Source organism: Pseudomonas sp. RC10-4-2 (assembly GCF_050433085.1).
Classification (GTDB): Bacteria; Pseudomonadota; Gammaproteobacteria; order Pseudomonadales; family Pseudomonadaceae; genus Pseudomonas; species Pseudomonas aeruginosa.
Map to the genome: position 1 here is coordinate 67170 of NZ_JBNPXX010000007.1, position 23505 is coordinate 90674.

Below are 23505 nucleotides of genomic sequence, written 5' to 3' on the forward strand. Positions count from 1 at the left end.
GGATCATTTCGGGAGAGTCCCATGACGGCACCTTTCAAGGATCATTTCTCCACGGGTTCGGCGAACTACGCCGCACATCGTCCGACCTACCCGGCGCAGTTGGTCGACGAGCTGGCCGCGCTCTGCCCCGGCACCCGCCTGGCCCTGGACTGCGGCTGCGGCACCGGACAGCTCACGGTGCTGTTGGCCGAGCGTTTCGAACGGGTGGTCGGTACCGACGCCAGCGCCGCGCAGATCGACAAGGCGCAGGCTCGCGAGCGGGTCGAGTATCGCGTGGCCCTGGCCGAGGACAGCGGACTGGCGGCGGCCAGCGCCGACCTGGTGACGGTCGCCCAGGCCGCCCACTGGCTGGACCTGCCGCGCTTCTACGAGGAAGTCCGGCGTGTGGCCCGCGCGGACGCCATCCTGGCCCTGGTTACCTATGGCGTATTGCATGTCGACGGACCCATGGAACCGCTGGTCCAGCACTTCTACCACCAGGTCGTCGGCCCCTACTGGCCTGCCGAGCGGCGCCACGTGGAGGAGGGCTACCGCAGTCTGCCGTTCCCCTTCGAGGAGCGTCGCCTGCCGGACCTGGCCATCGAGGTGGCCTGGACCCTGGACGAACTGCTGGGCTATGTCGGTACCTGGTCGGCGGTGAAGGAGGCCGGCAAGGCCCTTGGCCAGGATCCGGGCGCCGCGTTCGTCGATGAGCTGCGCGAAGCCTGGGGCGACCCGCAGACGCGCTATCGGGTCAGTTGGCCGCTGACGGTGCGCGCCGGGGTGATCCGCTGAGCCATCGGACGCAATCCGAAACTCAACCATGACGGCGGGGAGAGCGCCGATCGCGTCCGCCTGCCGTCTACGCAGGTCGCTGCAACCCCCTGGCAGCCGCGGCGTCGCTTGAGCGCGGGCAGGGGGCAGGTGGTGCGCCGAGTCGTATTCGTCGAACTCGCCATGCCGCCCCAGGCCGGGTCGGCGTGCAGGTTGCCAGTCCCTGGCGTACGGGGCGCTCAGTGCGTGCTTTCGTTTCACTGAGCGAGGTTTTCCAGCGCTATGAAGAAATCGCCCCGATTGCAGGATGAGTCTTGCTTTCGTCCCGGTTTCCCTGCCGCTGGCTGCTGAATCGAGGGTGCACTCCGCGCAGTCCGGCCCCTCACCTTGAGAGCCGTTGCCATTGTCGGGGTTACCCACGTGCTTTCCAGCAGGTACGGAGCCGATGGGAGATCGAGTTGGCGAGAGTGCCGGCTTGCTCCGGCCTTCTGAAGGCTCTTCTTGAATCAGAAAAACCTTACGCCAGAAGTAGTGGGGGCTGATGGCCCCGCTCGCTTCGATCCTTCATGGTTAGCGGGTTCTGTTCTTCTTCGCCGTGGAGAGTTTTTCTGTGAGTGGTTCCCTCTTGGTACCGGCCAGTCTCGCCAGTCGCATCAGGCTCCTGCTGGTCATGACCCGGCGCGAGGTCGAACTGCGTTATCGCGACGCCATGTTGGGCCGCATCTGGATCATCGTCTCGCCGTTCCTGCTCTTGCTGATCTATACGTTTGTCTTCGGCTTCGTGCTGAAGTCGCGCTGGGGCGGAAGCCAGAGCACGCTTTCCTTCGCCTTGACCCTGTTTTCCGGACTCCTGCTGAACGGGATCCTCGCTGAAAGCCTGTCCAGGGCCCCGACTATCATCCAGGCCAACGCCAACTACGTGAAGAAGCTGGTTTTTCCCCTGGAGATACTCCCCCTCACACCGCTGCTGGCCGCTTTCTTCAACGCCATGCTCGGCTACCTGGTGCTCTGTATCTTTCTTCTCTTCAGCGGCGTCGAGCCGGGCTGGCAACTGGTCCTGCTACCGCTTGCCCTGCTCCCCTTCCTGCTCTGCGTGACGGGGCTGGCGTGGTTCCTCGCGGGGCTCGGCGTCTATGTTCGCGACATAGGGCAGTTCGTCCAGTTTCTCCTGGTGCTTCTGCTATTCATCAGCCCGGTGTTCTATCCGCTGTCTTCCTTGCCACCGGTAATGCAGCCCTACCTGTACCTCAATCCGCTGACGATCCCGGTGGAAATGGTCAGGGCGATCCTTTTCGATGCTCCCTATCCGACCCTTGGGGTCTTCAGCGTTTATTGCGTTGCGTCGCTGCTGGTCTGTTCATCGGGCTTCCTCTGGTTCCGTCGGGTACAGGAAGGTTTTGCAGATGTCCTCTGAGGCCGTTTCCCCGGGCCCGCAGATGACGGCCGAGTGGATACCGCTGGGGCAGCGTTTGCTCGAACGCGGGTTGGTGAGCGGCCAGGAACTCGAGCGGGCGCTCGACCTGCAACGCCGGCTTGGCGGCCGTCTGGGAGGCATTCTCGTGCGTTCCGGAGCCATCTCGGAAAATACCCTCATGCAGGTGCTGGCGGAGCAACTGCGGTTGCCGCTGGTGGGGGACGACCTGCGGAAGCCGAGCGAAGAGTCCATCGCCGCATTCCTGCTCAGTACCCCGATCAATACCGACTGGTTCGTCGAAGAGCAACTGGTGGTCTGGGAGGAGGGCGAGCAACTGCTGTTCGCGGCGCGTGATCCGTTATCTCCTTCGATACGCGAAACCCTGGGCTATTTCTATCCGGAGCGCTCGATTCAAGCAGTGCTGTGCCGCTCCCAGGATCTGGACGGCTGGTTGGAGCACTCCCTGGACCTGGCCCGGCAAGGTGCGGATCGGCACGCCTACGGCAGCGAAGACATCCGCTACCTGCGGGAGTTGGCGGAGGAGGCGCCGGTAGTCGAACTCGTCAACAACGTGATGAGCCAGGCCATGGAAAAGCGTTCTTCGGATATTCACATCGAACCCCGGGAGTTCGACTTCCGTATCCGCTTCCGCGTCGACGGCGTCCTGCACGACCAACTGAGCCTTCCCCGCGAGCGATTCGCGGCGGTCGTCTCGCGGATCAAGCTGATCTCCGCCATCGACATCGCGGAGCGACGGTTGCCGCAGGATGGACGCATGAGCATCCGGGTCAGCGGTACGGAGCTCGACGTGCGGGTCTCCACCTTGCCAGGGGGGCATGGCGAATCGGTGGTCATGCGCCTGTTGCCGAAGGAGCGCGAGGGGTTGCGCCTGGACCGGCTCGGGATGCTCCCGGACCACTTGCGGAGGATGCGTGCATGGGTAGCGGAACCCCACGGCATCATCCTGGTGACCGGCCCCACCGGATCGGGCAAGTCCACCACGCTCTATGGCGCGCTGGAGGAAATCAATGATGGCGTGCGCAAGCTCATCAGCGTGGAAGATCCCGTGGAATACCAGGTGCCCAACATCACCCAGGTCCAGGTCCATGCCGACATCGGCCTGACCTTCGCTGCCGCCTTGCGCTCGATCCTGCGGCAGGATCCCGATGTGATCATGATCGGGGAGATACGCGACCTGGAGACGGCGGAGATCGCCGTACAGTCCTCGCTCACCGGTCACCTGGTGCTTTCGACCCTGCATACCAACGATGCGGTGAGCGCCTTCACGCGTTTGATCGACATGGGCGTGGAACCCTTCCTGGTGGCTTCGCCGGTGCGCGGTGTCCAGGCCCAGCGACTGGTGCGCAGGTTGTGCGCCCACTGCGCGGAACCTTGCGAGCCAACCCTTGCTGCGGCCGATCTGGCAGCGACCCAGGCGGCCACCGCGCGGCTGTTCCCGGGGCAGGCAGCGCAATGGCGCGTGGCGCGAGGCTGCGGCCGCTGCGAAGGTACCGGCTACAGCGGCCGTGTGGGCATCTACGAACTCGTCGATCTGTCTTCCGAGATGCGCGACCTGATCGTGCAGAGAGCTTCCCTCGAACAGATGCATCGGCTTGCCGCCAGCCAGGGACAGCGCAATCTGCGTGAAGATGGCTTGATCAAGGCCTGGTTGGGTATGACCAGTCTTGACGAGGTGCATCGCGTGACCAGCGGCTAAGCCCATGAATTTCATCTACCAGGCCGTCGATCGCAAGGGCAGGCGCGTTCGTGGCGAACTCTGCCTCCCAACGCGCCAGGATGCGCTGCGGCAGTTGCAGCGCCAGGGGCTCACCCCGCTCAGCCTGGAGGTGAAACGCCGCAACCTGGGCTCGCGACGTCGGCTCAAGGCCGAGGAATTGAACATGGCCATCCACGAGCTGGCCACCATGCTCGCGGCGGGAGTGAGCATGGCCGACGCGGTGGAGGCTCAGGAGCGAGGCGCGCGCCACCCGAAGTTGATTACCGCCCTGCAGGCGATGGCCAATGGCCTGCGCCAGGGGCAATCCTTTCCCGTGGTGCTGGAGAGCGCCGGCCTCGACCTGCCGCGCTATGTATATCAACTGGTGGCGGCCGGCGAGATGACCGGAAACCTCGCAGGAGCCCTGAGGGACTGTGCCACGCAGATGGAATACGAACGGCGAACCCGCGCCGAGTTGCAAGGGGCGCTGATCTACCCTGCGATTCTGGTGCTCAGCGGGGTGCTCGCCGTGGCGACCCTGTTCGTCTTCGTCGTTCCGAAATTCGCCAATCTCCTGAACGAGACTGCCCAGCTCCCGTGGCTTGCCTGGGCAGTGCTGAGCATCGGGGTATGGAGCAACGAGAGTTCCGGCTTGCTGGCGTTCGCCGTCCTGCTGCTTGCTGGCGGCATCGCCGTGGCGCTGCGCAATCCGGCGCTCCGCGCCCATGCGCTCGACCAGTTGGTGCGCCTGCCCGTAGTCGGGGAATGGTTGATGCAGGCGGAAATAGCGCAATGGTCGAAGGTGCTTGGAACCCTGCTGGGAAATCGTGTGCCGCTGGTGGAGGCCCTGCTGCTTTCCGCCGCTGGCGTCCGCATTGCCCGGCAGCGCCGGACCCTGGAGCGAGTCACCCAGGATGTGCGGGCCGGCATCGCCTTGTCGGCAGCGTTGGAGGAGCGCCAGGCGGTCACGTCCATCGGTTCGAGCCTGGTGCGGGTTGGAGAGGCCTCCGGGCAGCTCGCGGAGATGCTGCAGAGCCTGGCGACGCTCTATGGAGAGGCCGGGCAGGCGCGAATGAAAAAGGCCCTGGTACTGATCGAGCCTTTGGCGATCCTGCTGATCGGCTCTGTGTTCGGCCTGATCATTACCGGCGTGGTACTGGCGATTACCAGCGCCAACGACATGGTGCTTTGAATGCCGGGTATCGATGCCGCGGCTGGTTGGATGAGACGTGAAGTGGAAACCGTATGAACAGAGCTGCACAACAGGGCTTCACCCTGCTCGAGATGATTGTGGTGTTGGTGATTATCGGCATGCTGATGGGGCTCGTCGGGCCGCGACTGTTCAATCAGGCCGACAAGGCGAAGGCGCAGACGGCGGATACCCAGGTGAAGATGCTCAAGGGCGCGTTGCTCACCATGCGCCTGGACATCGGCCGGCTGCCGACCGAAGAAGAAGGCCTGGCGCTACTCAACACGCCGCCTTCCGATGAACGTCTCGGGGCCTTCTGGCACGGGCCCTACCTCGAGGGCGGCGTACCGCTGGACCCCTGGAACCGGCCTTACCTGTACAGCGACAGGCCGAGTGCCGAACAACCCTTCACTCTCTACAGTCAGGGCGCGGATGGGCAGCCCGGTGGGAAAGGCCTGGATGCCGATGTCGGTTACGCGCCCAAACGTTGACCAGGCCGCGTTCACCTTGCTCGAACTGCTGGTGGTGCTGGTGATCGTCGGGGCCATTGCTGCGGTGGCGTTGCCCGGCCTGGTGAGGATGCAGGAGACCTGGGCGCGCAGGACCGCGCTGGACGATCTGTTCAATCAATTGCAGACCTTGGGCTATCGCGTGCGCAGCGATGGGCGGGAGCTGCTCATTGGTGAGAGCGGGGCGGTTCCCGAGCAGTTGCTGCGACTGCCCGATGGCTGGACGGTTACTGCTCGGCCGCCGATACGTTACATGGCAAACGGAGTTTGCCTGGGCGGAAAGTTGCAGGTCCATCATGGGCGCGCGACACATACGCTGCTGCTTCAGCCCCCCCTCTGCGCGCCCGGGACGATCCGCTGATGCCGGCGCGGCAGGAAGGCTTCACGCTCCTGGAGGCGGTGGTTGCGCTGACGCTCCTGGCAGTGGTCGGCGGTGCGCTTTTCGCCTGGCTCAACAGTGCCTTTCGGAGCATGCAGCGGGTCGAGGCGGCCGAGCTGCGCATCGAGACGGCTTGGGTGGCGATGGCCTATCTGGAGCGCATGAACCCTGCGCTCGAACCCGCAGGCAGGGTCCGGCTGGGGCATTACCGGCTGGAGTGGCGAAGTTCGCCGCTGTCCGCGTCGAAAGCGGCGGTGGGCCGCCATAGCGGCAGTCCGGGCATCTACGACGTGACCTTGTTCAGGGTCGTCGCCAGCATCCGGGCCGGCGATGGAACGCCGCAGACGCTGCAACTGGAGCTTCCCGGATACGTGGTCATCCCAGCGCGACTGGGTGATGGACCATGATCCGCTCGCGACGAAAACAGGGTGCATTCACCCTGCTCGAGATGATCGTGGTGCTGCTGGTCGTTTCCTTCATCGGCACGTTGCTCATGCAAGGGTTGAGCTATGCCAGCAAGGCCAACCAGTCCTTGCACCAGAGCCTGGGGCGCGGACAGGTCCGGGCGCTGACCTTCGATTGGTTCCGTGATGCGGTGGAGAACCTGGTCGCTCCCGAGGCTGGCGAGGTCCGCTGGCGTCTGCGAGGGGACGAGCTCAGTTTCGAGGCCATGTCTGCCGCGGCCCTGGATCGCCGTGCGGGCATCCCGACGCCCTTGGCCTTCCGGCTTGAGCGGCGGGCAGGAGAGGACCGGACCGAGTTGATCTATGTGCGAAGGCTGGAGGACAGTCGCTGGCCCCTCCTGCATCTGCGCGGCGAAGCTCGCTTCCGCTATCTGGACGGTCACGGCCAGTGGCACCGGGACTGGCCGCCGAGCGCGCAACTGGCCGATACCCTTCCCGAGGCGATGGCACTGACGGCTCCCGAGGAGCGCCTGTTTGTCCTTGTCGCGGTCGCGCTGCCCAGAGCGAGGCCCGCCGAACATGATTTCTGATGGCGCATGCCGACATGCGGCGTCTGCCCGCTCGTCTGGCTTCGTTCTGGTCGGAGTGGTCTGGTTCCTGGCCATCATGACCCTGCTGGCCAGTGCCGCTGTACTCTGGGTCGGGCGCTCGCTGGATGCCACGGAAAACCGGCGCAAGGCGCTGCTTCGTGAGCTGGAGGAGCATGCCTTGCTGGCGCGGGTCCAATGGCTGGTGGCTACCCAGCGCTATACCGTCGCGGGCCTGAGCGTACCGGGAAATGCTGGCGCCGCGCCGAGCAAGGTGGACATGGACACTTCGATCCTGCCCATTGGCGGGGAGCTGCCTCTGGATGGCCGGGAGTTCTGCATGGCCAATGGCTGGTGCATTGCGCTGCTCGATCGCTCCGCGCGCCTCAGTCTTTCCGGCATCGATCCGCGGGTACTGTCCAGGCTGCTGGCGGGGTTGGGGGTTCCCGCCGAGCAGGTGCAGGTCATGGTCACCCAATGGTTCAGCTATCTCTATCCCGGCGCCGCTCCACGACTGGGTAGCGCCGCGCAAGCCAGCGACAGGTCCTCTCCGGGCCAGGCCCGGCGCCGTCCGTTGCGCTCGGTGATGGAAGTCTTCCGGCTGGAGGCCTGGCGCCCCTGGGAAGCGCATTTGCTCGACGCCGGTTGGCGCGATCTGGTTGCGGCGGACGAGGCGGCGCTGAACATCAACACCGCGGATGCCCGAATCCTGTCTCTTGCCTGGGGACTACCGGAGGACGCTGTCGGCCGACTGCTGCAAGCCCGCTGGCAGCGTCCGTTCACCCGGATGTCGGACCTGCATGACCTCCTCGGGGGTCATGCGAGGCTGGTTCCCGAGGATGGCTGGGCGCGCCTGGCCAGTCCGGCCCTGTCGATTCGGCTCTACCCGCCAGGAGCCGAGCAGGGGACGGAATACGAGGTCCGCTTCAACTCAGAGCACCGCCTGCTGCCACCCTGGCAGCTTCTCTCGAAGAGGTCCGTGAAGATAAATGATCGCTACTCGAATCCTCCGCTGCATCCCGATATCGCCCCCGGGGTTCTTGCCGCCCCGCTTGTGGCAAGGCCGTGGTAAGGATGGCCGGGCGCAGCTTGAGTGGGTACGTAGAGGTACAGGGTTGGCGCGGCGCGCCCCAGCGCAGTGGATCGTGGATCGGGCGTGGTGTGTCTATCGCTGTCTCGATCTCAATCATGTGCCGCGCTCTGACCGGTATCAGGCACTGGCGTTGAAGCTTGCCGCCCTGGCGCCTTTTCGCCGCGCAGGCCATTACGTAGCCTGGCGGGGTGGCCATGCTCTGGTCTGGTTCTGGGATGAGGAGGTCCGGGAGGCCGTTGCCGAAGACTGCGTCGACCAACCTCGGCGTTATCGCTGTATCCCCGAATCCCTCCTGCAGGCTCCCCCTCGGTCGGTCGCGGAAGGCGAGACGGTTCGGCTGCTTCGGGTTCGCTCCGGGCTGGATCTCCAGGTCTGGAGAGATGACTGCCTTGTCCTGAGCCATTTCTTTCCCAGCCCACCCCAGCCAGAACAATGGGTTCGGTTGCTCCGGGGGCTGGCGGGAATACGCATCCCGGAGAGCCTGGTTGCCGAGCCTGGAGAGTCGCTGGGCCGTCCCTGGGCCGTTCCGGCGGCGGAAGCAACGCTGCTGCGATGGGAGCGTTGGTTGCCGCATGGGCTCATAGCCACCCTGTTGCTGGGATGCGGATTCAATCTGGGGGAAGGTTTGTCCTGGTGGTGGGCCGAGCGTGCGCTGCGAACGCAGTACGACCAGCTGAGCGACCAGGTCTCGCCGATCCTCAGCGCACGCAACCAGGCCTTGCAGACCAATCGGATGGCCACGGAGCTGGGGCGCGCTTTGCAGCATCGCTCGCAGGTGGCGCTGCTGGGACAGGTAGCGGAACTGTTGCCGAAGGACAGTCGGTTGCTCGCCTGGCGCTATCGAGGCTCCGAGCTGGAGTTGCGGATTGGCACCGACAGTGTCGACCCGCGTCTCTATGTGCGGCGTTTCATGGAATCGGGGAGTTTCGAAGATGTCAGGGTGGAACCTTCGCAGAGCGAGGGGCTATCGCTGAGCCTGGTCCTGCGTACGCCGGGGGAGGGTGCCTGATGTCGGACTTCCAGCGAACACTGCAGTTCCAGGGGCGGAACCTGCAACGACAATGGCAGGAAAAACCTCTCTTGCGCATGGCCATCTGGAGCCTGTGCCTGCTGCTGGTTGTGCATCTGGTCATGCTCAGCATGGATTGGAGGGAGGAACGAGGGGAGGAATATCGTCGTCTGGCCGGGGAATGGCTCAAGCTCCAGGACGTTTCCCGGCAGACCGCCTGGCCGGAGCGGGCGATGCAGGCGGAGCAGGTCCTGAACCTTCAGCGAGAGCGCTTCTGGCAGGCGCCGAATGCGTCGCAGGCGAGGGCCGATGTGCAGGCCTGGCTGACCGAGCGGGTTCGCCTGGCGGGCGTCCCTGACGCGGAAGTGAGCGTACTGCTTCCTCGCGGCTTCGAGAAGCAAGGGACGATCGCGCGTATCGAGGCCCAGGTTCGCGGGCAGTTGGAGCCAGCCTCGTTCAGTCGGTTGTTGCAGGATATAGAAGCGGAGCAGCGGCAAGTATCGGTGGAGTTTCTGGAACTGAACAATATGTTGTCGCCCATGCTCAATCTACAGTTGTCGTTCCTGTTCGTAGCGGCCTATTGAAGCGGATGCGGATCGGGCAGCACCCGTTTGCCGGAAGAGTTCGGCGGAGGGCGGTGCCCGTCGATGGAGCGAGTTGCCGCCAGGCGGCCGGGAAACCGAATCCGCTCGGGACGCCTGCGATTCGGCTCCCCGGCCCGCCATTGTCGCATTCGCGCAGCGAAGAACGGCCAGTCTGGTCCGGCCTGTAAACAAGTGCAAAATTTTACTTCATGGTCGGCTTGGCACTCCGAGCCGGCTCGTCCATGCTGGAGCACAACTTTCCCATGGATACCATTGCCATGAAGTTCCTGCTGCCCCTGCTGCTGTTATTCCCGCTTTCCACTCTCGCCGACGACAAGGACTACGACCAATGCATACTCGACTACCAACGCACGGCGAAGAGCGGGGTGGCGGTTCACTTCATCACCCAGGCCTGCGACAAGTTGTATAACGACGGCTCCTTCCTGCTGTCGCGGGAAAAGGCTTATTACGAGTGTCTGCTGGAGAACCTGCCGGGGGTGGAGAACAACCTGGCGGCGCAGAAGATCAGGAGCGCTTGCGAATCGAAGTCGCAGAATTGATCTGGCGAGGAGGGGAGCGAAAGTAGCCAGTGGGGTTTCCGACGGCATCGGCAGGATGCCGTCGGGAAAACCGGCTTAGCGTTGCAGCCAGGATTCGACGGTTTCGGAACCGTACTGTTCTTTCCAGGCTTTCAGAACCTTGTGGTTGCCGCCCTTGGTTTCGACGACTTCACCGTTGTTCGGGTTCTTGTAGACCTTCAGGGCGCGGGCACGGCGCTGCGGAGCGGCGCTGACGGTGACCGGAGCCTTGGGGTCGAGGATGGCGATGATGTTGTGCAGGGTCATGCCGTACTTGTCCATCAACGCCTGCAACTTGTCCTTGAATTCCAGTTCCTGCTTCAGGCTGCTGTCGCTTTTCAGCTTTTCCAGCAGGGCCAGTTGCTCCTGAAGTTTGCGCTCTGCCTCGCGGAACTCGGCAAGTTTGGACATTCGTTTCACTCCCGTTCTAAAAATATGGTGCTGGGTTTTGGTGCATTTATAGTGGCTTTACGGACTTTCCGTGTCCGCGGCAAAGGATAAGTCTTTATCTACTGGAAGAACAATATAGTTGCACGGTTTTATTGACTAACGGACTGTGGGGACAGCTTGCCGGATGTTTCCCGGAAGAATATGAAACCTTTATGTCCGTGGGGATAATGCTTCGTACAACCCATGGGAGAGAGATGGCAGAACGGGCCCGTTGTGTGGAAGCCCGTTTTAGAGCAGATGGCGAAGCGCCAGGGGAGAGTCGGGCGAATCAATCGCCCCGATATTCGCAACCGCTGGTGCAAGTTTCGTGGACGCGGACCTTGGAGAGTTCCGGCAACAGCGGCTTGAGTTGTTGCCAGATCCAGCGGCAGAGGTTTTCGCTGGTGGGGTTTTCCAAGCCTGGAATATCGTTCAGATAATTGTGGTCGAGTTGCTCGTAGATCGGCTTGAAGATCGCCTTGATTTCCGCGAAGTCGCGGATCCAGCCGGTATGCGGATCGACCTCGCCTTCGATGTGGATGGCGACACGGAACGAGTGGCCGTGCAGGCGCCCGCATTTGTGGCCTTCGGGGACGTGGGGCAGGCGATGGGCGGATTCGAAGGTGAATTCTTTGAAGAGTTCCACTGTAGTGCGCTCTGGATCGGGGTTATCGGACAACCGGAATGGGGGCGCCATGGTAGCAGGTTTGCGCGCCGGACCCGGTCTGCTCCGACCGGGCGGTCGTTCACCTGAGTTGCAGGCGGCGCGCCAGGCGCGCCAGGTTGGCGCGATCCAGGCCCAGCTCGCGTGCAGCCGAGGCCCAGCTTCCCTGGTGACGGGCCAGGCAGTCCTGGATCAGGTGGCGTTGGTAGGCGTCGGTGGCCGCGCGCAACGAGTGACCGGTCGTTGGCGCGGCGGGCGCGGGCTCGACCACGCTGCGAGGTGGCGCGGGGGTTTCCGCGGGCAGGTCGAGATCCTGCCGATGCAGGGTGACGATCCGCGACCGCTCCGGATTGTGGCCGAGGGCCTTGAGCGAGGCGCGGCCGACCAGGTGCTCGAGTTCGCGCACGTTGCCCGGCCAGCGATAGTCGAGGAGCGCGGCCTGGGCCTCGTGGTCCAGGCGCAGGCTGCGCAGTCCCAGGCGCGGTCGGTTTTCCTCGAGGAAGTAGCCGGCCAGCAGGAGGATATCGCGGCCGCGCTCGCGCAGCGGCGGCACGCGCAAGGGATAGACGCTGAGGCGATGGTAGAGATCGGCGCGGAAGCGCCCGGCACGTACTTCCTCGGCCAGGTCGCGGTTGGTGGCTGCGATCAGGCGTACGTCGACGCGGTGCTCGCGATCGGAGCCGACCCGCTGCAACTGCCCGCTCTGCAGCACGCGGAGCAGCTTGGCCTGCACCGCCAGCGGCAACTCGCCGACCTCGTCGAGGAACAGGCTGCCGCCGTCGGCCAGTTCGAACTTGCCGCGCCGTTCGTTGACCGCGCCGGAGAAGGCGCCGCGCACATGGCCGAACAATTCGCTTTCCACCAGGGTCTCGGGCAGCGCGGCGCAGTTGAGACTGATCATCGGCTTGCCGCTGCGCATGGAATGCCGGTGGATGGATTGCGCCACCAGTTCCTTGCCGACCCCGGTCTCGCCGGTGATCAGTACGCTCAGGTCGCTGTTGGCGACCAGGCGGATTTCTTCCAGCAGCGCCTTGTGCGCGGCGCTCTGGCCGATCATTTCCCGTGGCCGCTCGCCAGCGGCTTCGAGATAGGCCTCGGCGCGCTGGTGCTCGTCCTCGGCGCGGCGGGTCAGGTCGCGCATCCGCTCGCTGGCCTTGACCGTGGCGGCGGCGAGGCTGGCGAAGGCCTCCAGGGTATCCAGGTCGGCGCTGGCGAAGCGCGACGGATCGAGGGTATCCAGGGTCAGCAAGCCCCAGGGCTGGTCGTCGAGGTACAGCGGACAGCCCAGGCAATCATGGATTTCCAGGTGGCCGTGGAGGCCTTCCACCAGACCGTCGTAGGGATCGGGCAGGCCGCAGTCGGCGGGGAAGCGGGTCGGCCCGCGGCGCTCCAGGAGGGCCTCGAGGCGCGGATGTTCGCCGACCCGGAAGCGCCGGCCGAGGGTGTCCGGGCTGAGGCCGTCCACCGCCAGCGGGATCAGGTATTCGCCGTCCAGGCGCAGCAGCGCGGTGGCGTCGCAGGGCAGCAGGTCGCGCAGGGCCTGGAGCAGTCGGCGGTAGCGTTCGTCTTCCGGCAGGTCGCGGGACAGGTCGGCAACCAGCGGGATCAGGGTGGCAAGCAAGGGGTTGGTGGTCATTTCGACCTCTTTGCAGTCCTAATGACTCTGAATGGTTGCAGTCATTATGACCTATGTCGGCCTGCAAGGCCCGTGAATTCTGGTAGTTTGCCTTGGCACGCTTCCTGAAATGCTTCGAGGTGAAACAAAACCTTGCATGCGTCAGGAGTCATCTATGTTGTCCAATGCCCAACGTGCCCTCATCAAAGCCACCGTACCGCTGCTGGAGACCGGCGGTGAAGCGCTGATCACCCATTTCTACCGCACCATGCTCGGTGAGTACCCCGAGGTGCGCCCGCTGTTCAACCAGGCCCACCAGGCCAGCGGCGACCAGCCGCGGGCGCTGGCCAATGGCGTGCTGATGTACGCCAGGCACATCGACCAGTTGCAGGAACTCGGCCCGCTGGTGGCCAAGGTGGTGAACAAGCATGTCTCCCTGCAGGTGCTGCCCGAACACTATCCGATCGTCGGCACTTGCCTGTTGCGGGCGATCCGCGAGGTCCTCGGCGAACAGATCGCCACCGACGAAGTCCTCGAAGCCTGGGGCGCGGCCTACCAGCAACTGGCCGACCTGCTGATCGAGGCCGAGGAGTCGGTGTATGCCGCCAGCGCCCAGGCCGATGGCGGCTGGCGCGGCGTGCGGCGCTTCCGCGTGGCACGCAAGCAGGCGGAGAGCGAGGAAATCACCTCGTTCTACCTGGAGCCGGTGGACGGCCAGCCGCTGCTGGCGTTCCAGCCGGGACAGTACATCGGCCTGCGGCTGGACATCGACGGCGAGGAAGTGCGCCGCAACTACTCGCTTTCCGCTGCCAGCAACGGCCGCGAATACCGCATCAGCGTCAAGCGCGAGGCGGGTGGACGGGTCTCCAATCACCTGCATGACCGGGTCGCCGAGGGCGACGAGCTGGATCTGTTCCCCCCGGCTGGCGATTTCGTCCTGCGTGACAGCGACAAGCCGCTGGTGCTGATCACCGCCGGCGTCGGCATCACCCCGGCCCTGGCCATGTTGCAGGAAGCGCTGCCGCAGGCGCGGCCGATCCGCTTCATCCATTGCGCCCGGCATGGCGGCGTGCATGCCTTCCGCGACTGGATCGAAGACGTGTCGGCGCAGCACGAGCAGGTCGAGCACTTCTTCTGCTACAGCGAACCGCGTGCCGGCGACAGTCCCGACGCCGAGGGATTGCTGAGCCGCGAGAAACTGGCCGACTGGTTGCCGCAGGAGCGCGACCTGGACGCCTACTTCCTCGGACCCCGGCCTTTCATGGCGCAGGTCAAGCGCCACCTGGCCGACCTCGGCGTACCCTCGCAGCAATGCCACTACGAGTTCTTCGGTCCGGCCGCCGCGCTGGACGCCTGAAGCGACGGGCCGGCGCGAAATGCGTCGGCCCTTTTCGGAAAAAGGAGATCGAGATGAACGCTCTGTTCGATTGTCCACGGCGGGTGCTGCGGATCGGTCACGGGCTGCTGGCGGCCGGCCTGGCGCTGCTCGTCGCCGGCGTGATCGCCGCCTATTTCCTCGACCGCTACCTGAACATGCCGGCGCTGGTGTTTTCCCATGCCCTGGTGATCCTCGGCCCGACCCTGTTGAAGATCGGCTACGTGATGCGCCTGAGCGCGCTGTTCCGCATGCGTCGACCCGGTTGGGAGGTTTGCTGTGCAAGTGCTTGATCGTTCCAGGCTGATGGCCATACCGCCGATCTGGCGCCTGGGCTTCCGCCCGTTCTTCCTCGGCGGCGCGCTGTTCGCGGTCCTCGCCATCGCGCTTTGGCTAGCGGCGCTGGCCGGGCTCTGGAGCGGCTGGCAACCGGTCGGTGGCTGGCTGGCCTGGCATCGTCACGAAATGCTCTTCGGTTTCGGCGTGGCGATCATCGCCGGCTTCCTGTTGACCGCCGTGCAGACCTGGACCGGCGTACCCGGCCTGCAGGGCAAACCCCTGGCCCTGCTCGCCGGGCTCTGGCTGGCGGCGCGCCTGGCCTGGCTATTCGATGCGCCGCTGGCGCTGCTGCTGGTGCTGCAACTGAGCTTCCTGCCGCTATTGGCCTGGGCTATCGGTCGCAGCCTGTGGCGGGTGCGGCAGAAGCGCAATTACCCGGTGGTGGGCCTGTTGCTGCTGTTGACCCTGGCCGACGCCCTGGTCCTGCTCGGCCTGTTCGAGGGCAACGACGACTGGCAACGGCGTGCCTCCATCGCCGCGCTATGGCTGATCGCCGGAATGATGAACCTGATCGGCGGGCGGGTGATCCCGTTCTTCACCCAGCGCGGTCTCGGCCGTCAGCAGCAGGTGCCGGCGATCGCCTGGCTGGACAATGGCATCCTGCTGGGCTGCGTGCTGGTGGCGCTGCTCACCGCCGCGGGCGTCACGGCGCAGCCGACGCCCTGGCTTGCAGGACTGTTCGCCGCCCTCGGCGGTGCGCAACTCTGGCGCCTGTGGCGTTGGCGCGATCGCGGCATCTGGCAGGTGCCGCTGCTCTGGTCACTGCACCTGGCGTATTTCTGGATCGCTGTGGCGCCGCTCGGCATGGCGCTCTGGAGCCTGGGCCTGGCGCTGGTGCCGAGCCAGGCGCTGCACGCGCTGGCGGTGGGCGGCATGGGCGGGTTGATCCTGGCGATGCTGGCACGGGTCACTCTCGGCCATACCGGTCGCGCGCTGCAACCGCCGGCAGCGATGCCCTGGGCTTTCGCCCTGCTCAATCTCGGCTGCGCGGCGCGGGTGTTCCTGCCCAGCCTGTTGCCGGCGAACTGGGCGCTGCCCCTGGCAGGCGGACTGTGGGCTTTGGCGTTCCTGCTATTCGCCTGGTGCTACGCGCCGATGCTGTGTCGTCCGCGGGTCGACGGCCATCCCGGTTGATCAGGGGGCTTGCCGCAGACGCCGCAGCTCCTGGTTCAGCCAGTCGGCGGAGTTGCGCGTCTGCCCGGCGCAGCGCACCTGGTAGGGCTTGCCGCTGAGGCTGCTCTGGGTCGCGGCGCGCTCGATGAAGTCCTCGCTGCTGGCGACCAGATCCTTGCGCTCCAGGTAGTCGAGCTTCTTCTGCAGGTGGGCGCGGGCCTCCGCGGCCGGGTATTCGCTGCCGTTGCGGATGAAGGTGCAGCCGCTGTCTTCAACAAAGCTCAGCAAGCGGCCGATCTCCTGGCTCGCCTGCGGGGAGGGCGTGGCCAGCGCCGGCAGGCTCGAGGCCAGCAGCCAACAGGCGGCGCAGGTAGTCCGCCAGGTAATCGTGAAAGCGCGCATCGTTCCAGTACTCCATGTGGCTCAACGGGGTGTGCCGCTTGTACCAGGGACCGACCGGCAGGGCGAGGTCCTCGTGGACGACCACGGCGTAGTTCTGCAACGGCCGCAGCGGATAGCCGAGCGGATCGGCCGGCGCGTAGACGTTCAGCCAGCGTGCCTGCTGGCGGATCGCCGGGGTCAGGCAGTGGCCGGGAAAGCGGATCGGACAGACCTTCTCGTAGGCGAAGGTGAACAGCGGGATGTTACAACCGAAGGTGACCAGCCCGGCCAGGGTTTCCAGGCCGAGGAAGGGGTCGATCGAGCAACTCGGCGTGCGGTTGAGTTTCTGCTGGTCCCAGATGAAGTTGGATACGATGTGCCCGCCCAGGGAGTGGGCGAGGATCACCAGCGGCGTCTGCGGCCCGACCTTCGCGCGCAGGGCCATGATCCCGCTGCGCACGTGCTGGTGGACCTGCTGGTAGGTGGTGTCGTAGGCGGCGCTGACCTTGCGGTAGCCGCTGGCGTCGCCGAGGAATAGCGTCACCGCCCGGCGCAGCCAGCGCCAGCCCAGCGGCTCGCGCTCGATGCGCTTGAGGTAGGCCAGCTCGCGGGCGTCCAGTACGCTGGCCCAGTACAGGCTCTGGAAGGCCACCTCGCCGGCTTCCGCGCCGAGACGTCGGCGCAGCGCCGCCACCAGTTCGCGGGCGTAGCTGTGCAGACCGTCCTCGTCGCGGCTATCGGGCTGGTCGCCGATGCCGTGGATCAGCGCTACGGCCAGTTTCATGCAGGATCCTTCTCGTCGGTGGCGGCTCAGTCCAGCGCTTGCAGGCGTTCGCCGAGCCGGCCACCGTCGACCAGTTCGAGGAATTCGTCGCCGAGCCTGCGGCTTTCCGCCATCGCCTGGCGCCAGTAGCGCTCGCGGCCGTCGTCGTCGCCGAGGTAGCGGGTGAAGTCCTTGCGGTCCGGCAGCTTGGCGTGCGGCAGGCGCGCCAGGTACTCGCGCGACGGCGCCAGCAGCAACACGTCCTGCAGGCGCCCGGCGTCGCCACGGCGCCAGGGCAAGCCCTTGTCGAACCAGCCGGGGATCACCTTGTCGGTGAAGTGCGGGTAGAGCACCACGCCGCGGTCCTCGTAGGGCAGGTCGAGATGGTAGTCGAGCAGGCCGCCGTCGCGGTAGGTGCCGGGGCCGGCGCCAGGCAGGTCGCGGACGCCTTCCATGACCATCGGGATCGAGCCGGAGGCGAGCAGCGCCTGGCGCAGGTTGCCGCCGTCCAGGTGCAGGTAGCGCGACGGGAAGTCGGTCAGCGCGGCCAGCGGCGGCGCCTGGCGGGCGTCATGCAGGATCACCCGTTCGAAGTGGCGGTGCAGATGGCGGCGGCCGATCAGGTTGTCGCGGATCACCGAGGACAGCCCCAGGCCGAGGCTGGCCTTGTGGTCGTGGGCGAGGCGCCCGTGGCTCTTCACCACCACCACGTTGAGGCGGTACAGCGGGTTGTCGAGGATCCGCGCGTCCTGGCCGGCGAGCAGGTCGTCGAGCATCGCCGCGCACTTGCGCGAGACTTCGGCGATGCTCACGCCCTTGGGAAAACGCTGCCGGGTGTACAGCTCGCCGAGGCGGGTGAGGCCGGCCACGGCGTCGGGCAGGCAGGCACTGGCGAAGCGCCAGGAACCGATGGAGGCGCCGATCAGCGAGCGTTCACGCGGGGCGCGCGGCAGCCACTCGCCGAAGATCGCCAGGTCCAGTCCCTGGATGCCCAGCGCCTTTGGCCCGCCGGCGGCACCGGGGACGATGCCGACGTCGGCCGGCTGCAGGCCGCGCTCGCGGATGCGGGCGAGGGCGCGGCGACCGGCCTTGAGGGTCAGTGCGGGGGACTTGATCTGGATGGCTGGCATGCTGGTCTTCTCCCTTGCGGACCGGCGATTATAGGACGAGTTGTCGCAGGACCAAGCGCTTTCGAACGCCGGCGAGCCCCATCGCAGAGGCTTTCCGTTACCCTATGGCGCGCCCCGGCCATGTCCTTGCGGCAAATTCAGCTTCAATTAAGAGCGCCCGGTTAATCTGCAAACCGTCGAAAGCAACACGATTGATTCCCACGGAGAGATTCCCATGAAGAAACTGACTGCCCTGTTCGCCGCCACCGCCATCGCCCTGACTGCCGGCCTGGCCCAGGCCCGCGACCTCGGCCCGGACGAGGCGCTGAAGCTGCGTGACGCCGGGACCATCAAGTCCTTCGAAGAGCTGAACAAGAACGCCATCGCCAAGCATCCCGGCTCGAGCGTCCACGATACCGAGCTGGAAGAGGAATACGGCCGCTACATCTACCAGGTCGAGTTGCGCGACCCGCAGGGCGTGAAATGGGACCTGGAGCTGGATGCCGCTACCGGCGCCGTGCTCAAGGACCACCAGGACGACTGATGAAGTGGCTCATGCGCTACGCCGGGATCGTCGCACTGGTCCTGGCGGTCATCAGCCTCGAAGCGATGGCGCGCGACCTGGACCAGGACGAGGTCCTGCGCCTGCGCCAGGACGGTGTGATACAGCCGCTCGAATCCCTCATGCAGGAAGCCCTGGGGCGTTACCCCGGGGCGCGCCTGCTGGAGGTCGAGCTGGAAGAGGAAGACGACGTGTATGTCTACGAGGTGGAGCTGCTCACCCGCGACGGCGTCGTGCGTGAACTGGAACTGGATGCCCGCAACGGCCGCATCCTGAAGGACGAGGAAGACGACTGATGCGGTTGCTGCTGGTTGAGGATCACGTTCCCCTGGCCGACGAACTGATGGCCAGCCTGACCCGCCAGGGCTACGCGGTGGACTGGCTGGCCGACGGCCGCGACGCGGCGGTGCAGGGCGCCAGCGAACCCTACGACCTGATCATCCTCGACCTCGGCCTGCCCGGGCGTCCCGGCCTGGAGATACTCCAGGAGTGGCGTGGGCTGGGACTCGCGACTCCGGTGCTGATCCTCACCGCGCGCGGTTCCTGGGCCGAACGCATCGATGGGCTCAAGGCCGGTGCCGACGACTACCTGACCAAGCCGTTCCATCCGGAAGAGCTGGCCTTGCGCATCCAGGCCCTGTTGCGCCGCGCCCATGGGCTGGCCAACCAGAGCCAGCTGGAGGCCGCCGGGCTGCGCCTGGACGAGCAGCGCCAGTGCGTGTGCCTGAACGGCGCCGACGTTGACCTGACCGCCGCCGAATTCCGCCTGCTGCGCTATTTCATGCTGCACCCCGGCCAGGTCCTGTCCAAGGGGCACCTGGCCGAGCATCTGTACGACGGCGAGACCGAACGCGATTCCAACGTCATCGAGGTCCACGTCAACCACCTGCGGCGCAAGCTCGGCCGCGAGGTGATCGAGACCCGCCGTGGCCAGGGCTACCGCTACGCCGGGGTGGCCGCCGGATGAGGTCGATCCAGCGGCGCCTGAGCGTCGGCCTGTTCGCGGTGCTGCTGGTGGTCGGGCTGGTCCTCGCGCAGACCGGCCTGTGGCTGTTCGACCAGGGCCTGCGGCGCTATTTCGCCGGCAATCTGCGCGAGGAGGCGGAGAACCTGCTGGTGGCCATGGTGCGCGGGCCGAACGGCATGCAACTGGACGAGCAACGCCTCAACCCGGCGTTCCAGCGCCCGTATTCCGGGCGCTATTTCGTCATCGAGCTGGAAAAGGACACCTGGCGCTCACGCTCCCTGTGGGACAGCGAGATGGAAGTGCCGCACAAGAAAGGGCTGGTGCAGGGCCTGGTCGATGGGCCCGAGGAGCAGCGACTGCTGGTGTTCCGCGGCCACTACAAGCGCATGGGCCAGAAGCTGCGGATCGTGGTGGCGCAGGACTATACGCCGATCCTGGAAAGCTTCGCCCGTGTGCAGTGGATGGGTCTGGGCGCCGGCGCCCTGGCGCTGCTCCTGGTATTGCTGTTGCAGCGCCTGACCGTGCGTCGTTCGCTGCGTCCGCTGGAGGAGGTGCGCCTGCAGATCGCCCAGCTGCAGCAGGGCCAGCGTAGCCAACTGGACAACCAGGCTCCCGAGGAACTGGAGCCGCTGGTGGAGCAGATCAACCACCTGCTGGCGCACACCGAGGAGACCCTGAAGCGTTCGCGCAACGCCCTGGGCAACCTCGGTCACGCCCTGAAGACGCCGCTGGCGGTGCTGGTCAGCCTCGCCGAGCGCGAGGAGATGGCGCGCCAGCCGGAGTTGCAACAGGTCCTGCGCGAACAGCTGGAACAGATCCAGCAGCGCCTCGGTCGCGAGTTGGGCAAGGCCCGCCTGGTCGGCGAAGCGCTGCCTGGCGCACATTTCGATTGCGCCGAGGAGTTGCCGTCGCTGTGCGACACCCTGCGCCTGATCCACGGCCCGCACCTGCAGGTGAGCTGGAGCGCGCCACCGGGGCTGCGCCTGCCATGGGACCGCGAGGACCTGCTGGAGATGCTCGGCAATCTGCTGGACAACGCCTGCAAGTGGGCCGATAGCGAAGTCCGCCTGACTGTCGCGCAGGGCGAGGGCATGGTCCGCCTGAAGGTCGACGATGACGGCCCCGGCATCCTCCCCGACCAGCGCCAGGCGGTGCTCGAGCGGGGTACCCGGCTCGACGAGCAGGTCAGCGGCCATGGCCTGGGCCTGGGCATCGCGCGCGACATCGCCGAGGCCTGCGGTGGCCGCCTGAGTCTCGAGGACAGCCCGCTGGGCGGCCTGCGGGTGAGCGTCGAGTTGCCGTTGCAGAAGAGCGGCCGCGCCGCCAGGGCTTAACAGTTCTTCACCATTTGCCGACAGTCCCGGCAAGATTTCCTCCTGCGCTTTCCCTAGCATCCCGGGCTTCTTGCAAGGAGGTCTTGGACGATGAAACGGCGGACGGGTACGGGCCGCTGGCGCTGGGCGCTGATGCTGCCGGTGCTGGTGTTCCTGTTGGGCGAGTCCAGTGGACAGCGAGAGGAGGGGCGGTCGCCGCGGTTACCCGCGCAGGCTCGCTACGAGCAGGCCGTGGAAAACGCGTTGCGCAGCGAGCGCGGCGAGCCGCGACAGGCCGGGACAGCGGCAGCGAAGGTGGCCGAGGCGGGAGCCCCGGCGCGTCTGCGTGGCTGGCTGCGCTCGCTGGCCCGCCTGGCGATCTGGGGGACCTACGGCCCCCCGGCGCTATTCAGGCCGTGAACGGTCAGGCCTTGAACTGTTCCATCAGGCCCTGCTGGTGGTTGGCCAGGCGGTTCAGCGACTGACTGACCTGGGCCGATTCCTCGGCCTGGCTCGACAGCGACTCGGTGACGTCACGGATCGCCGCGACATTGCGGTTGATCTCCTCGGCTACCGAGCTCTGTTCCTCGGCGGCGCTGGCAATCTGCAGGTTCATGTCGTTGATCACCGTCACCGCCTCGCCGATCCGTTGCAGCGCGGCCACCGCTTCATCCACCTGCTCGACGCTGCCCTGGGCCTGGCGATGGCTGCCATGCATGGCGTCGACCACGTCGCGGGTGCCCTGTTGCAGGCCTTCGATCACCCCGCGGATCTGTTCCACCGAGTCCTGGGTGCGCCGGGCGAGGTTGCGCACTTCGTCGGCGACCACCGCGAAGCCGCGGCCGGCGTCGCCGGCGCGGGCCGCCTCGATGGCCGCGTTGAGCGCCAGCAGGTTGGTCTGCTCGGCGATGGCGCGGATCACTTCCAGCACCGAACCGATTTCCTCGCTGCTGCTGGCCAGTTGCTCGACCTGGCCCATGGCGCTGGTCAGGTTGGCGGCCAGGCTGTCGATGCTCTGTGTGGTGCGGTCGATCAGCGCCAGGCCGTCGCGGGTCGCCTGGTCGGCACCGCGCGCGGCGTCGGCGGCCTGGGCGGCGCTACGGGCGACGTCCTGGGCAGTGGCGGTCATCTCGTGGGATGCGGTGGCGACCTGGTCGATCTCGCGGAACTGCTGCTGCATGCCGGCGCTGGTCTGGCTGGAAATCGCCGCCGACTGGTCGGCGGTACTGCGCGCATCGCGCACCGAGACCTTCACGTCGCGGATGATCGGCTGCAGCTTGTCGAGAAAACGGTTGAACCAACCGGCCAGTTCGCCCAGCTCGTCGCGCCCGGTGTGCGGCAGACGCTGGGTCAGGTCGCCTTCGCCGCTGGCGATGTCGCGCAGCATGTGGGCGACGCCGAGGATCGGCCGGGTCACGCCGCGGGCGCTCAGCCACAGCACCAGCAGGCCGAGCACCGCGGCGCCGAGGCCGAGGCCCAGTTCGACCCAGGTGCCTTCGCGACGCATGTCGTCCAGTTGCCGCTCCAGCGCCAGGGCCGGGCCGAGCAGGGCGCTCTTCGGCACTTCGAGGAGCACGCCCCAGGGCTTGGCGCCGGGAATCGGCTGCAACGGTTGCAGCACCTTGAGGTCGTCGTTCTCGTTGAACAACCGGCTCTTGCCGGCGGCCAGCAGTTGCAGGAGTTCGCCGGCGTGCTGCGGATCCGCCTTGGCCAGGTTCTTGCCGAGCAGGCCGGCGTCGCGGCTGTTGCCGGCGAACAGCCCGGCCGGGCTGAGGATGCCGACCTGGCCGACGCCGTCGTAGAGTTCGCGGTTGCCCTGTTCGCTGAGCGCCTGCAGGTTGCTCAGGTTGATGTCCAGGCCCATCACGCCGATCACCTTGCCATCCAGTTCGAGGGGAAAGGCGATGCTGGTCATCAGCAGTTGGCGTTCGCCGACCTTGTCGAAGTAAGGATCGAGCACGCAGGGTTGCCCGCTTTCCTTCGGGCAGGTGTACCAGGCGTTGTAGGCCGCGCCGCTGGGCCCGCTGCTGGTGTCGGCGAGTTCGGACTCGATCATCGACTCGGATTCCAGCTGTCCCGGCGTGGCCTGCGCCCAGTACAGGGAGAAGCGTCCCTTGTCGTTGCTGCCCAAGGCGGGCTGGTCGACGAACAGTTCGTCCTTGCCGTCCAGCGCATTGGGTTCGAAGACCACGTACAGGCCGAGCACCTCGGGATTGGCGGCGAGCGCGGTGCGCACCTGGCGGGTCAGGTCTTCGCGCAGGTCGTAGGCATCGAGGAAGCGCTTCTGCGCCTGGTCGCGGAGGAACAGGATCTGCCGGGAGAAGCCCTTGCCGTACTGGAAGGCATCCATGAAATAGCGCTGGATGCGTAACGCCTGCAATTCCCCGCGGGCTTCCAGGCGCAGGCGCGCCGATTCGTCGAGCATCTGCGTACTGGCGCTTTTCACCAGCACGCTGCTGTGCTGCATGCGGTAGACCGAAAGGCCGACCAGCAAGGCGACCACGCCGAGCAGGCAGAGCCCTGCCAGCAGGGTGATCTTCCATTGGATGGACAGGCGGCGAAGGAACATGGGAGGGGTCCTTGTACGAAGAAACTGCGGGGGCCCAAGGCTTATCGGCAGGGCTCGCCCATTCTTGACGACGGTCCGTTCGCTGGCGCC

27 protein-coding genes are annotated in these 23505 nt (G+C 66.0%); 20 read left to right on the forward strand and 7 right to left on the reverse strand.

The features are described from left to right. The first annotated feature begins 21 nt into the window (after positions 1–21). The 12 genes from FHW81_RS26375 to FHW81_RS26430 all read left to right on the forward strand — a co-directional run bounded on the left by FHW81_RS26375 (position 22) and on the right by FHW81_RS26430 (position 10198). The gene (locus tag FHW81_RS26375; protein ID WP_003160456.1) at positions 22–774 is read left to right on the forward strand and encodes a class I SAM-dependent methyltransferase; all 753 of its coding nucleotides are present in this window, start codon (positions 22–24) and stop codon (positions 772–774) included. 589 nt (positions 775–1363) lie between these two features. Beyond that, complete coding sequence (locus tag FHW81_RS26380) at positions 1364–2167, forward strand: ABC transporter permease (protein WP_003097732.1); 804 nt, start codon at positions 1364–1366, stop codon at positions 2165–2167. Then, a complete protein-coding gene (locus FHW81_RS26385; protein WP_106120635.1) occupies positions 2157–3884 on the forward strand; it encodes a GspE/PulE family protein in 1728 nt (575 codons plus the stop codon). Before FHW81_RS26380 ends, FHW81_RS26385 begins: the two co-directional genes overlap by 11 nt. 4 nt (positions 3885–3888) lie before the next feature. Beyond that, positions 3889–5076, forward strand: coding sequence for a type II secretion system F family protein (locus FHW81_RS26390; RefSeq protein WP_003097729.1), 1188 nt, complete (start codon positions 3889–3891; stop codon positions 5074–5076). A 53-nt stretch (positions 5077–5129) separates the two neighbouring features. Next, positions 5130–5564, forward strand: coding sequence for a type II secretion system major pseudopilin GspG (gene gspG / locus FHW81_RS26395; RefSeq protein WP_003110089.1), 435 nt, complete (start codon positions 5130–5132; stop codon positions 5562–5564). Next, positions 5533–5943, forward strand: a complete 411-nt coding sequence (locus FHW81_RS26400) for a prepilin-type N-terminal cleavage/methylation domain-containing protein (RefSeq protein WP_003097723.1) — start codon at positions 5533–5535, stop codon at positions 5941–5943. The genes gspG and FHW81_RS26400 overlap by 32 nt, the downstream gene beginning before the upstream one ends. Further along, on the forward strand, positions 5943–6368 hold the full coding sequence (locus tag FHW81_RS26405; protein ID WP_003097721.1) for a PulJ/GspJ family protein: 426 nt from the start codon (positions 5943–5945) through the stop codon (positions 6366–6368). Before FHW81_RS26400 ends, FHW81_RS26405 begins: the two co-directional genes overlap by 1 nt. After that, complete coding sequence (locus tag FHW81_RS26410; protein ID WP_016852732.1) at positions 6365–6955, forward strand: PulJ/GspJ family protein; 591 nt, start codon at positions 6365–6367, stop codon at positions 6953–6955. Before FHW81_RS26405 ends, FHW81_RS26410 begins: the two co-directional genes overlap by 4 nt. Next, positions 6945–8024: a general secretion pathway protein GspK gene (locus FHW81_RS26415; RefSeq protein ID WP_106120636.1), complete on the forward strand. Its 1080-nt coding sequence runs from the start codon at positions 6945–6947 to the stop codon at positions 8022–8024. The genes FHW81_RS26410 and FHW81_RS26415 overlap by 11 nt, the downstream gene beginning before the upstream one ends. A 646-nt stretch (positions 8025–8670) precedes the next feature. Further along, positions 8671–9054 (forward strand): hypothetical protein, encoded by a 384-nt coding sequence (locus FHW81_RS26420; protein ID WP_065426587.1) that lies wholly within the window; start codon positions 8671–8673, stop codon positions 9052–9054. Beyond that, entirely contained in the window at positions 9054–9638 is a 585-nt protein-coding gene (locus tag FHW81_RS26425) for a GspMb/PilO family protein (protein ID WP_106120637.1), read from the forward strand. Before FHW81_RS26420 ends, FHW81_RS26425 begins: the two co-directional genes overlap by 1 nt. Positions 9639–9901: 263 nt before the next feature. Next, complete coding sequence (locus FHW81_RS26430; RefSeq protein WP_009877656.1) at positions 9902–10198, forward strand: VF_A0006 family four-cysteine protein; 297 nt, start codon at positions 9902–9904, stop codon at positions 10196–10198. A 75-nt stretch (positions 10199–10273) separates the two neighbouring features. Here FHW81_RS26430 and mvaU read toward each other — a convergent pair whose 3' ends face one another. The 3 genes from mvaU to norR all read right to left on the reverse strand — a co-directional run bounded on the left by mvaU (position 10274) and on the right by norR (position 12945). Continuing rightward, positions 10274–10627 carry a histone-like nucleoid-structuring protein MvaU gene (mvaU, locus tag FHW81_RS26435; protein WP_003090506.1) on the reverse strand — a complete coding sequence of 118 codons (354 nt, stop codon included), beginning with the start codon at positions 10625–10627 and terminating at the stop codon, positions 10274–10276. A 307-nt stretch (positions 10628–10934) separates the two neighbouring features. Then, positions 10935–11291 (reverse strand): 6-carboxytetrahydropterin synthase QueD, encoded by a 357-nt coding sequence (queD, locus tag FHW81_RS26440; RefSeq protein ID WP_003090505.1) that lies wholly within the window; start codon positions 11289–11291, stop codon positions 10935–10937. Between the two features lie 100 nt (positions 11292–11391). After that, positions 11392–12945: a nitric oxide reductase transcriptional regulator NorR gene (gene norR, locus FHW81_RS26445; protein WP_003090504.1), complete on the reverse strand. Its 1554-nt coding sequence runs from the start codon at positions 12943–12945 to the stop codon at positions 11392–11394. A 154-nt stretch (positions 12946–13099) separates the two neighbouring features. Here norR and hmpA point away from each other — a divergent pair, with 154 nt between their 5' ends. From hmpA to FHW81_RS26460, 3 genes are read left to right on the forward strand one after another with little or no spacing between them, the layout of a single operon-like run. Beyond that, positions 13100–14281 carry an NO-inducible flavohemoprotein gene (gene hmpA / locus FHW81_RS26450; RefSeq protein ID WP_003110082.1) on the forward strand — a complete coding sequence of 394 codons (1182 nt, stop codon included), beginning with the start codon at positions 13100–13102 and terminating at the stop codon, positions 14279–14281. 53 nt (positions 14282–14334) lie between these two features. Continuing rightward, on the forward strand, positions 14335–14592 hold the full coding sequence (gene ppyR, locus FHW81_RS26455) for a psl/pyoverdine operon transcriptional regulator PpyR (protein ID WP_003090502.1): 258 nt from the start codon (positions 14335–14337) through the stop codon (positions 14590–14592). After that, positions 14579–15772 (forward strand): NnrS family protein, encoded by a 1194-nt coding sequence (locus tag FHW81_RS26460; protein ID WP_023091229.1) that lies wholly within the window; start codon positions 14579–14581, stop codon positions 15770–15772. The genes ppyR and FHW81_RS26460 overlap by 14 nt, the downstream gene beginning before the upstream one ends. On the opposite strand, the gene FHW81_RS26465 is transcribed toward FHW81_RS26460, so the two are convergent. Genes FHW81_RS26465 through FHW81_RS26475 form a run of 3 tightly spaced genes read right to left on the reverse strand, consistent with a single transcriptional unit; the run spans position 15773 to position 18025 of the window. After that, the gene (locus tag FHW81_RS26465) at positions 15773–16039 is read right to left on the reverse strand and encodes a DUF5329 domain-containing protein (RefSeq protein WP_003090500.1); all 267 of its coding nucleotides are present in this window, start codon (positions 16037–16039) and stop codon (positions 15773–15775) included. It abuts the gene before it with no gap. Continuing rightward, entirely contained in the window at positions 16023–16916 is an 894-nt protein-coding gene (locus FHW81_RS26470) for a hypothetical protein (RefSeq protein WP_023091230.1), read from the reverse strand. Before FHW81_RS26470 ends, FHW81_RS26465 begins: the two co-directional genes overlap by 17 nt. 26 nt (positions 16917–16942) lie before the next feature. Next, positions 16943–18025, reverse strand: coding sequence for a hypothetical protein (locus FHW81_RS26475; protein WP_003113385.1), 1083 nt, complete (start codon positions 18023–18025; stop codon positions 16943–16945). 214 nt (positions 18026–18239) lie between these two features. Here FHW81_RS26475 and FHW81_RS26480 point away from each other — a divergent pair, with 214 nt between their 5' ends. From FHW81_RS26480 to FHW81_RS26500, 5 genes are all read left to right on the forward strand, one after another. After that, positions 18240–18548, forward strand: a complete 309-nt coding sequence (locus FHW81_RS26480) for a PepSY domain-containing protein (protein WP_003090497.1) — start codon at positions 18240–18242, stop codon at positions 18546–18548. Further along, complete coding sequence (locus FHW81_RS26485; protein WP_003097704.1) at positions 18548–18862, forward strand: PepSY domain-containing protein; 315 nt, start codon at positions 18548–18550, stop codon at positions 18860–18862. The genes FHW81_RS26480 and FHW81_RS26485 overlap by 1 nt, the downstream gene beginning before the upstream one ends. Then, positions 18862–19533, forward strand: a complete 672-nt coding sequence (gene carR / locus FHW81_RS26490) for a two-component system response regulator CarR (RefSeq protein WP_003090494.1) — start codon at positions 18862–18864, stop codon at positions 19531–19533. Before FHW81_RS26485 ends, carR begins: the two co-directional genes overlap by 1 nt. Then, positions 19530–20867: a two-component system sensor histidine kinase CarS gene (carS, locus tag FHW81_RS26495; RefSeq protein WP_023091231.1), complete on the forward strand. Its 1338-nt coding sequence runs from the start codon at positions 19530–19532 to the stop codon at positions 20865–20867. Before carR ends, carS begins: the two co-directional genes overlap by 4 nt. 90 nt (positions 20868–20957) lie before the next feature. Next, positions 20958–21266, forward strand: coding sequence for a hypothetical protein (locus FHW81_RS26500; protein ID WP_003097699.1), 309 nt, complete (start codon positions 20958–20960; stop codon positions 21264–21266). Between the two features lie 4 nt (positions 21267–21270). Here the strand turns inward: FHW81_RS26500 and FHW81_RS26505 are convergent, their stop codons facing one another. Next, on the reverse strand, positions 21271–23415 hold the full coding sequence (locus FHW81_RS26505) for a methyl-accepting chemotaxis protein (RefSeq protein WP_003113383.1): 2145 nt from the start codon (positions 23413–23415) through the stop codon (positions 21271–21273). Between the last annotated feature and the right edge of the window lie 90 nt (positions 23416–23505).

Coding starts and splice junctions, on each gene's coding strand:
- norR (WP_003090504.1), bottom strand. CDS start 12,945: ATGACCACCAACCCCTTGCTTGCCACCCTGATCCCGCTGGTTGCCGAC.
- FHW81_RS26505 (WP_003113383.1), bottom strand. CDS start 23,415: ATGTTCCTTCGCCGCCTGTCCATCCAATGGAAGATCACCCTGCTGGCA.
- carR (WP_003090494.1), top strand. CDS start 18,862: ATGCGGTTGCTGCTGGTTGAGGATCACGTTCCCCTGGCCGACGAACTG.
- FHW81_RS26400 (WP_003097723.1), top strand. CDS start 5,533: ATGCCGATGTCGGTTACGCGCCCAAACGTTGACCAGGCCGCGTTCACC.
- FHW81_RS26415 (WP_106120636.1), top strand. CDS start 6,945: ATGATTTCTGATGGCGCATGCCGACATGCGGCGTCTGCCCGCTCGTCT.
- FHW81_RS26390 (WP_003097729.1), top strand. CDS start 3,889: ATGAATTTCATCTACCAGGCCGTCGATCGCAAGGGCAGGCGCGTTCGT.
- FHW81_RS26405 (WP_003097721.1), top strand. CDS start 5,943: ATGCCGGCGCGGCAGGAAGGCTTCACGCTCCTGGAGGCGGTGGTTGCG.
- hmpA (WP_003110082.1), top strand. CDS start 13,100: ATGTTGTCCAATGCCCAACGTGCCCTCATCAAAGCCACCGTACCGCTG.
- FHW81_RS26430 (WP_009877656.1), top strand. CDS start 9,902: ATGGATACCATTGCCATGAAGTTCCTGCTGCCCCTGCTGCTGTTATTC.
- FHW81_RS26475 (WP_003113385.1), bottom strand. CDS start 18,025: ATGCCAGCCATCCAGATCAAGTCCCCCGCACTGACCCTCAAGGCCGGT.
- FHW81_RS26470 (WP_023091230.1), bottom strand. CDS start 16,916: ATGAAACTGGCCGTAGCGCTGATCCACGGCATCGGCGACCAGCCCGAT.
- FHW81_RS26500 (WP_003097699.1), top strand. CDS start 20,958: ATGAAACGGCGGACGGGTACGGGCCGCTGGCGCTGGGCGCTGATGCTG.
- FHW81_RS26410 (WP_016852732.1), top strand. CDS start 6,365: ATGATCCGCTCGCGACGAAAACAGGGTGCATTCACCCTGCTCGAGATG.
- FHW81_RS26485 (WP_003097704.1), top strand. CDS start 18,548: ATGAAGTGGCTCATGCGCTACGCCGGGATCGTCGCACTGGTCCTGGCG.
- FHW81_RS26425 (WP_106120637.1), top strand. CDS start 9,054: ATGTCGGACTTCCAGCGAACACTGCAGTTCCAGGGGCGGAACCTGCAA.
- FHW81_RS26375 (WP_003160456.1), top strand. CDS start 22: ATGACGGCACCTTTCAAGGATCATTTCTCCACGGGTTCGGCGAACTAC.
- gspG (WP_003110089.1), top strand. CDS start 5,130: ATGAACAGAGCTGCACAACAGGGCTTCACCCTGCTCGAGATGATTGTG.
- FHW81_RS26385 (WP_106120635.1), top strand. CDS start 2,157: ATGTCCTCTGAGGCCGTTTCCCCGGGCCCGCAGATGACGGCCGAGTGG.
- mvaU (WP_003090506.1), bottom strand. CDS start 10,627: ATGTCCAAACTTGCCGAGTTCCGCGAGGCAGAGCGCAAACTTCAGGAG.
- carS (WP_023091231.1), top strand. CDS start 19,530: ATGAGGTCGATCCAGCGGCGCCTGAGCGTCGGCCTGTTCGCGGTGCTG.
- ppyR (WP_003090502.1), top strand. CDS start 14,335: ATGAACGCTCTGTTCGATTGTCCACGGCGGGTGCTGCGGATCGGTCAC.
- FHW81_RS26480 (WP_003090497.1), top strand. CDS start 18,240: ATGAAGAAACTGACTGCCCTGTTCGCCGCCACCGCCATCGCCCTGACT.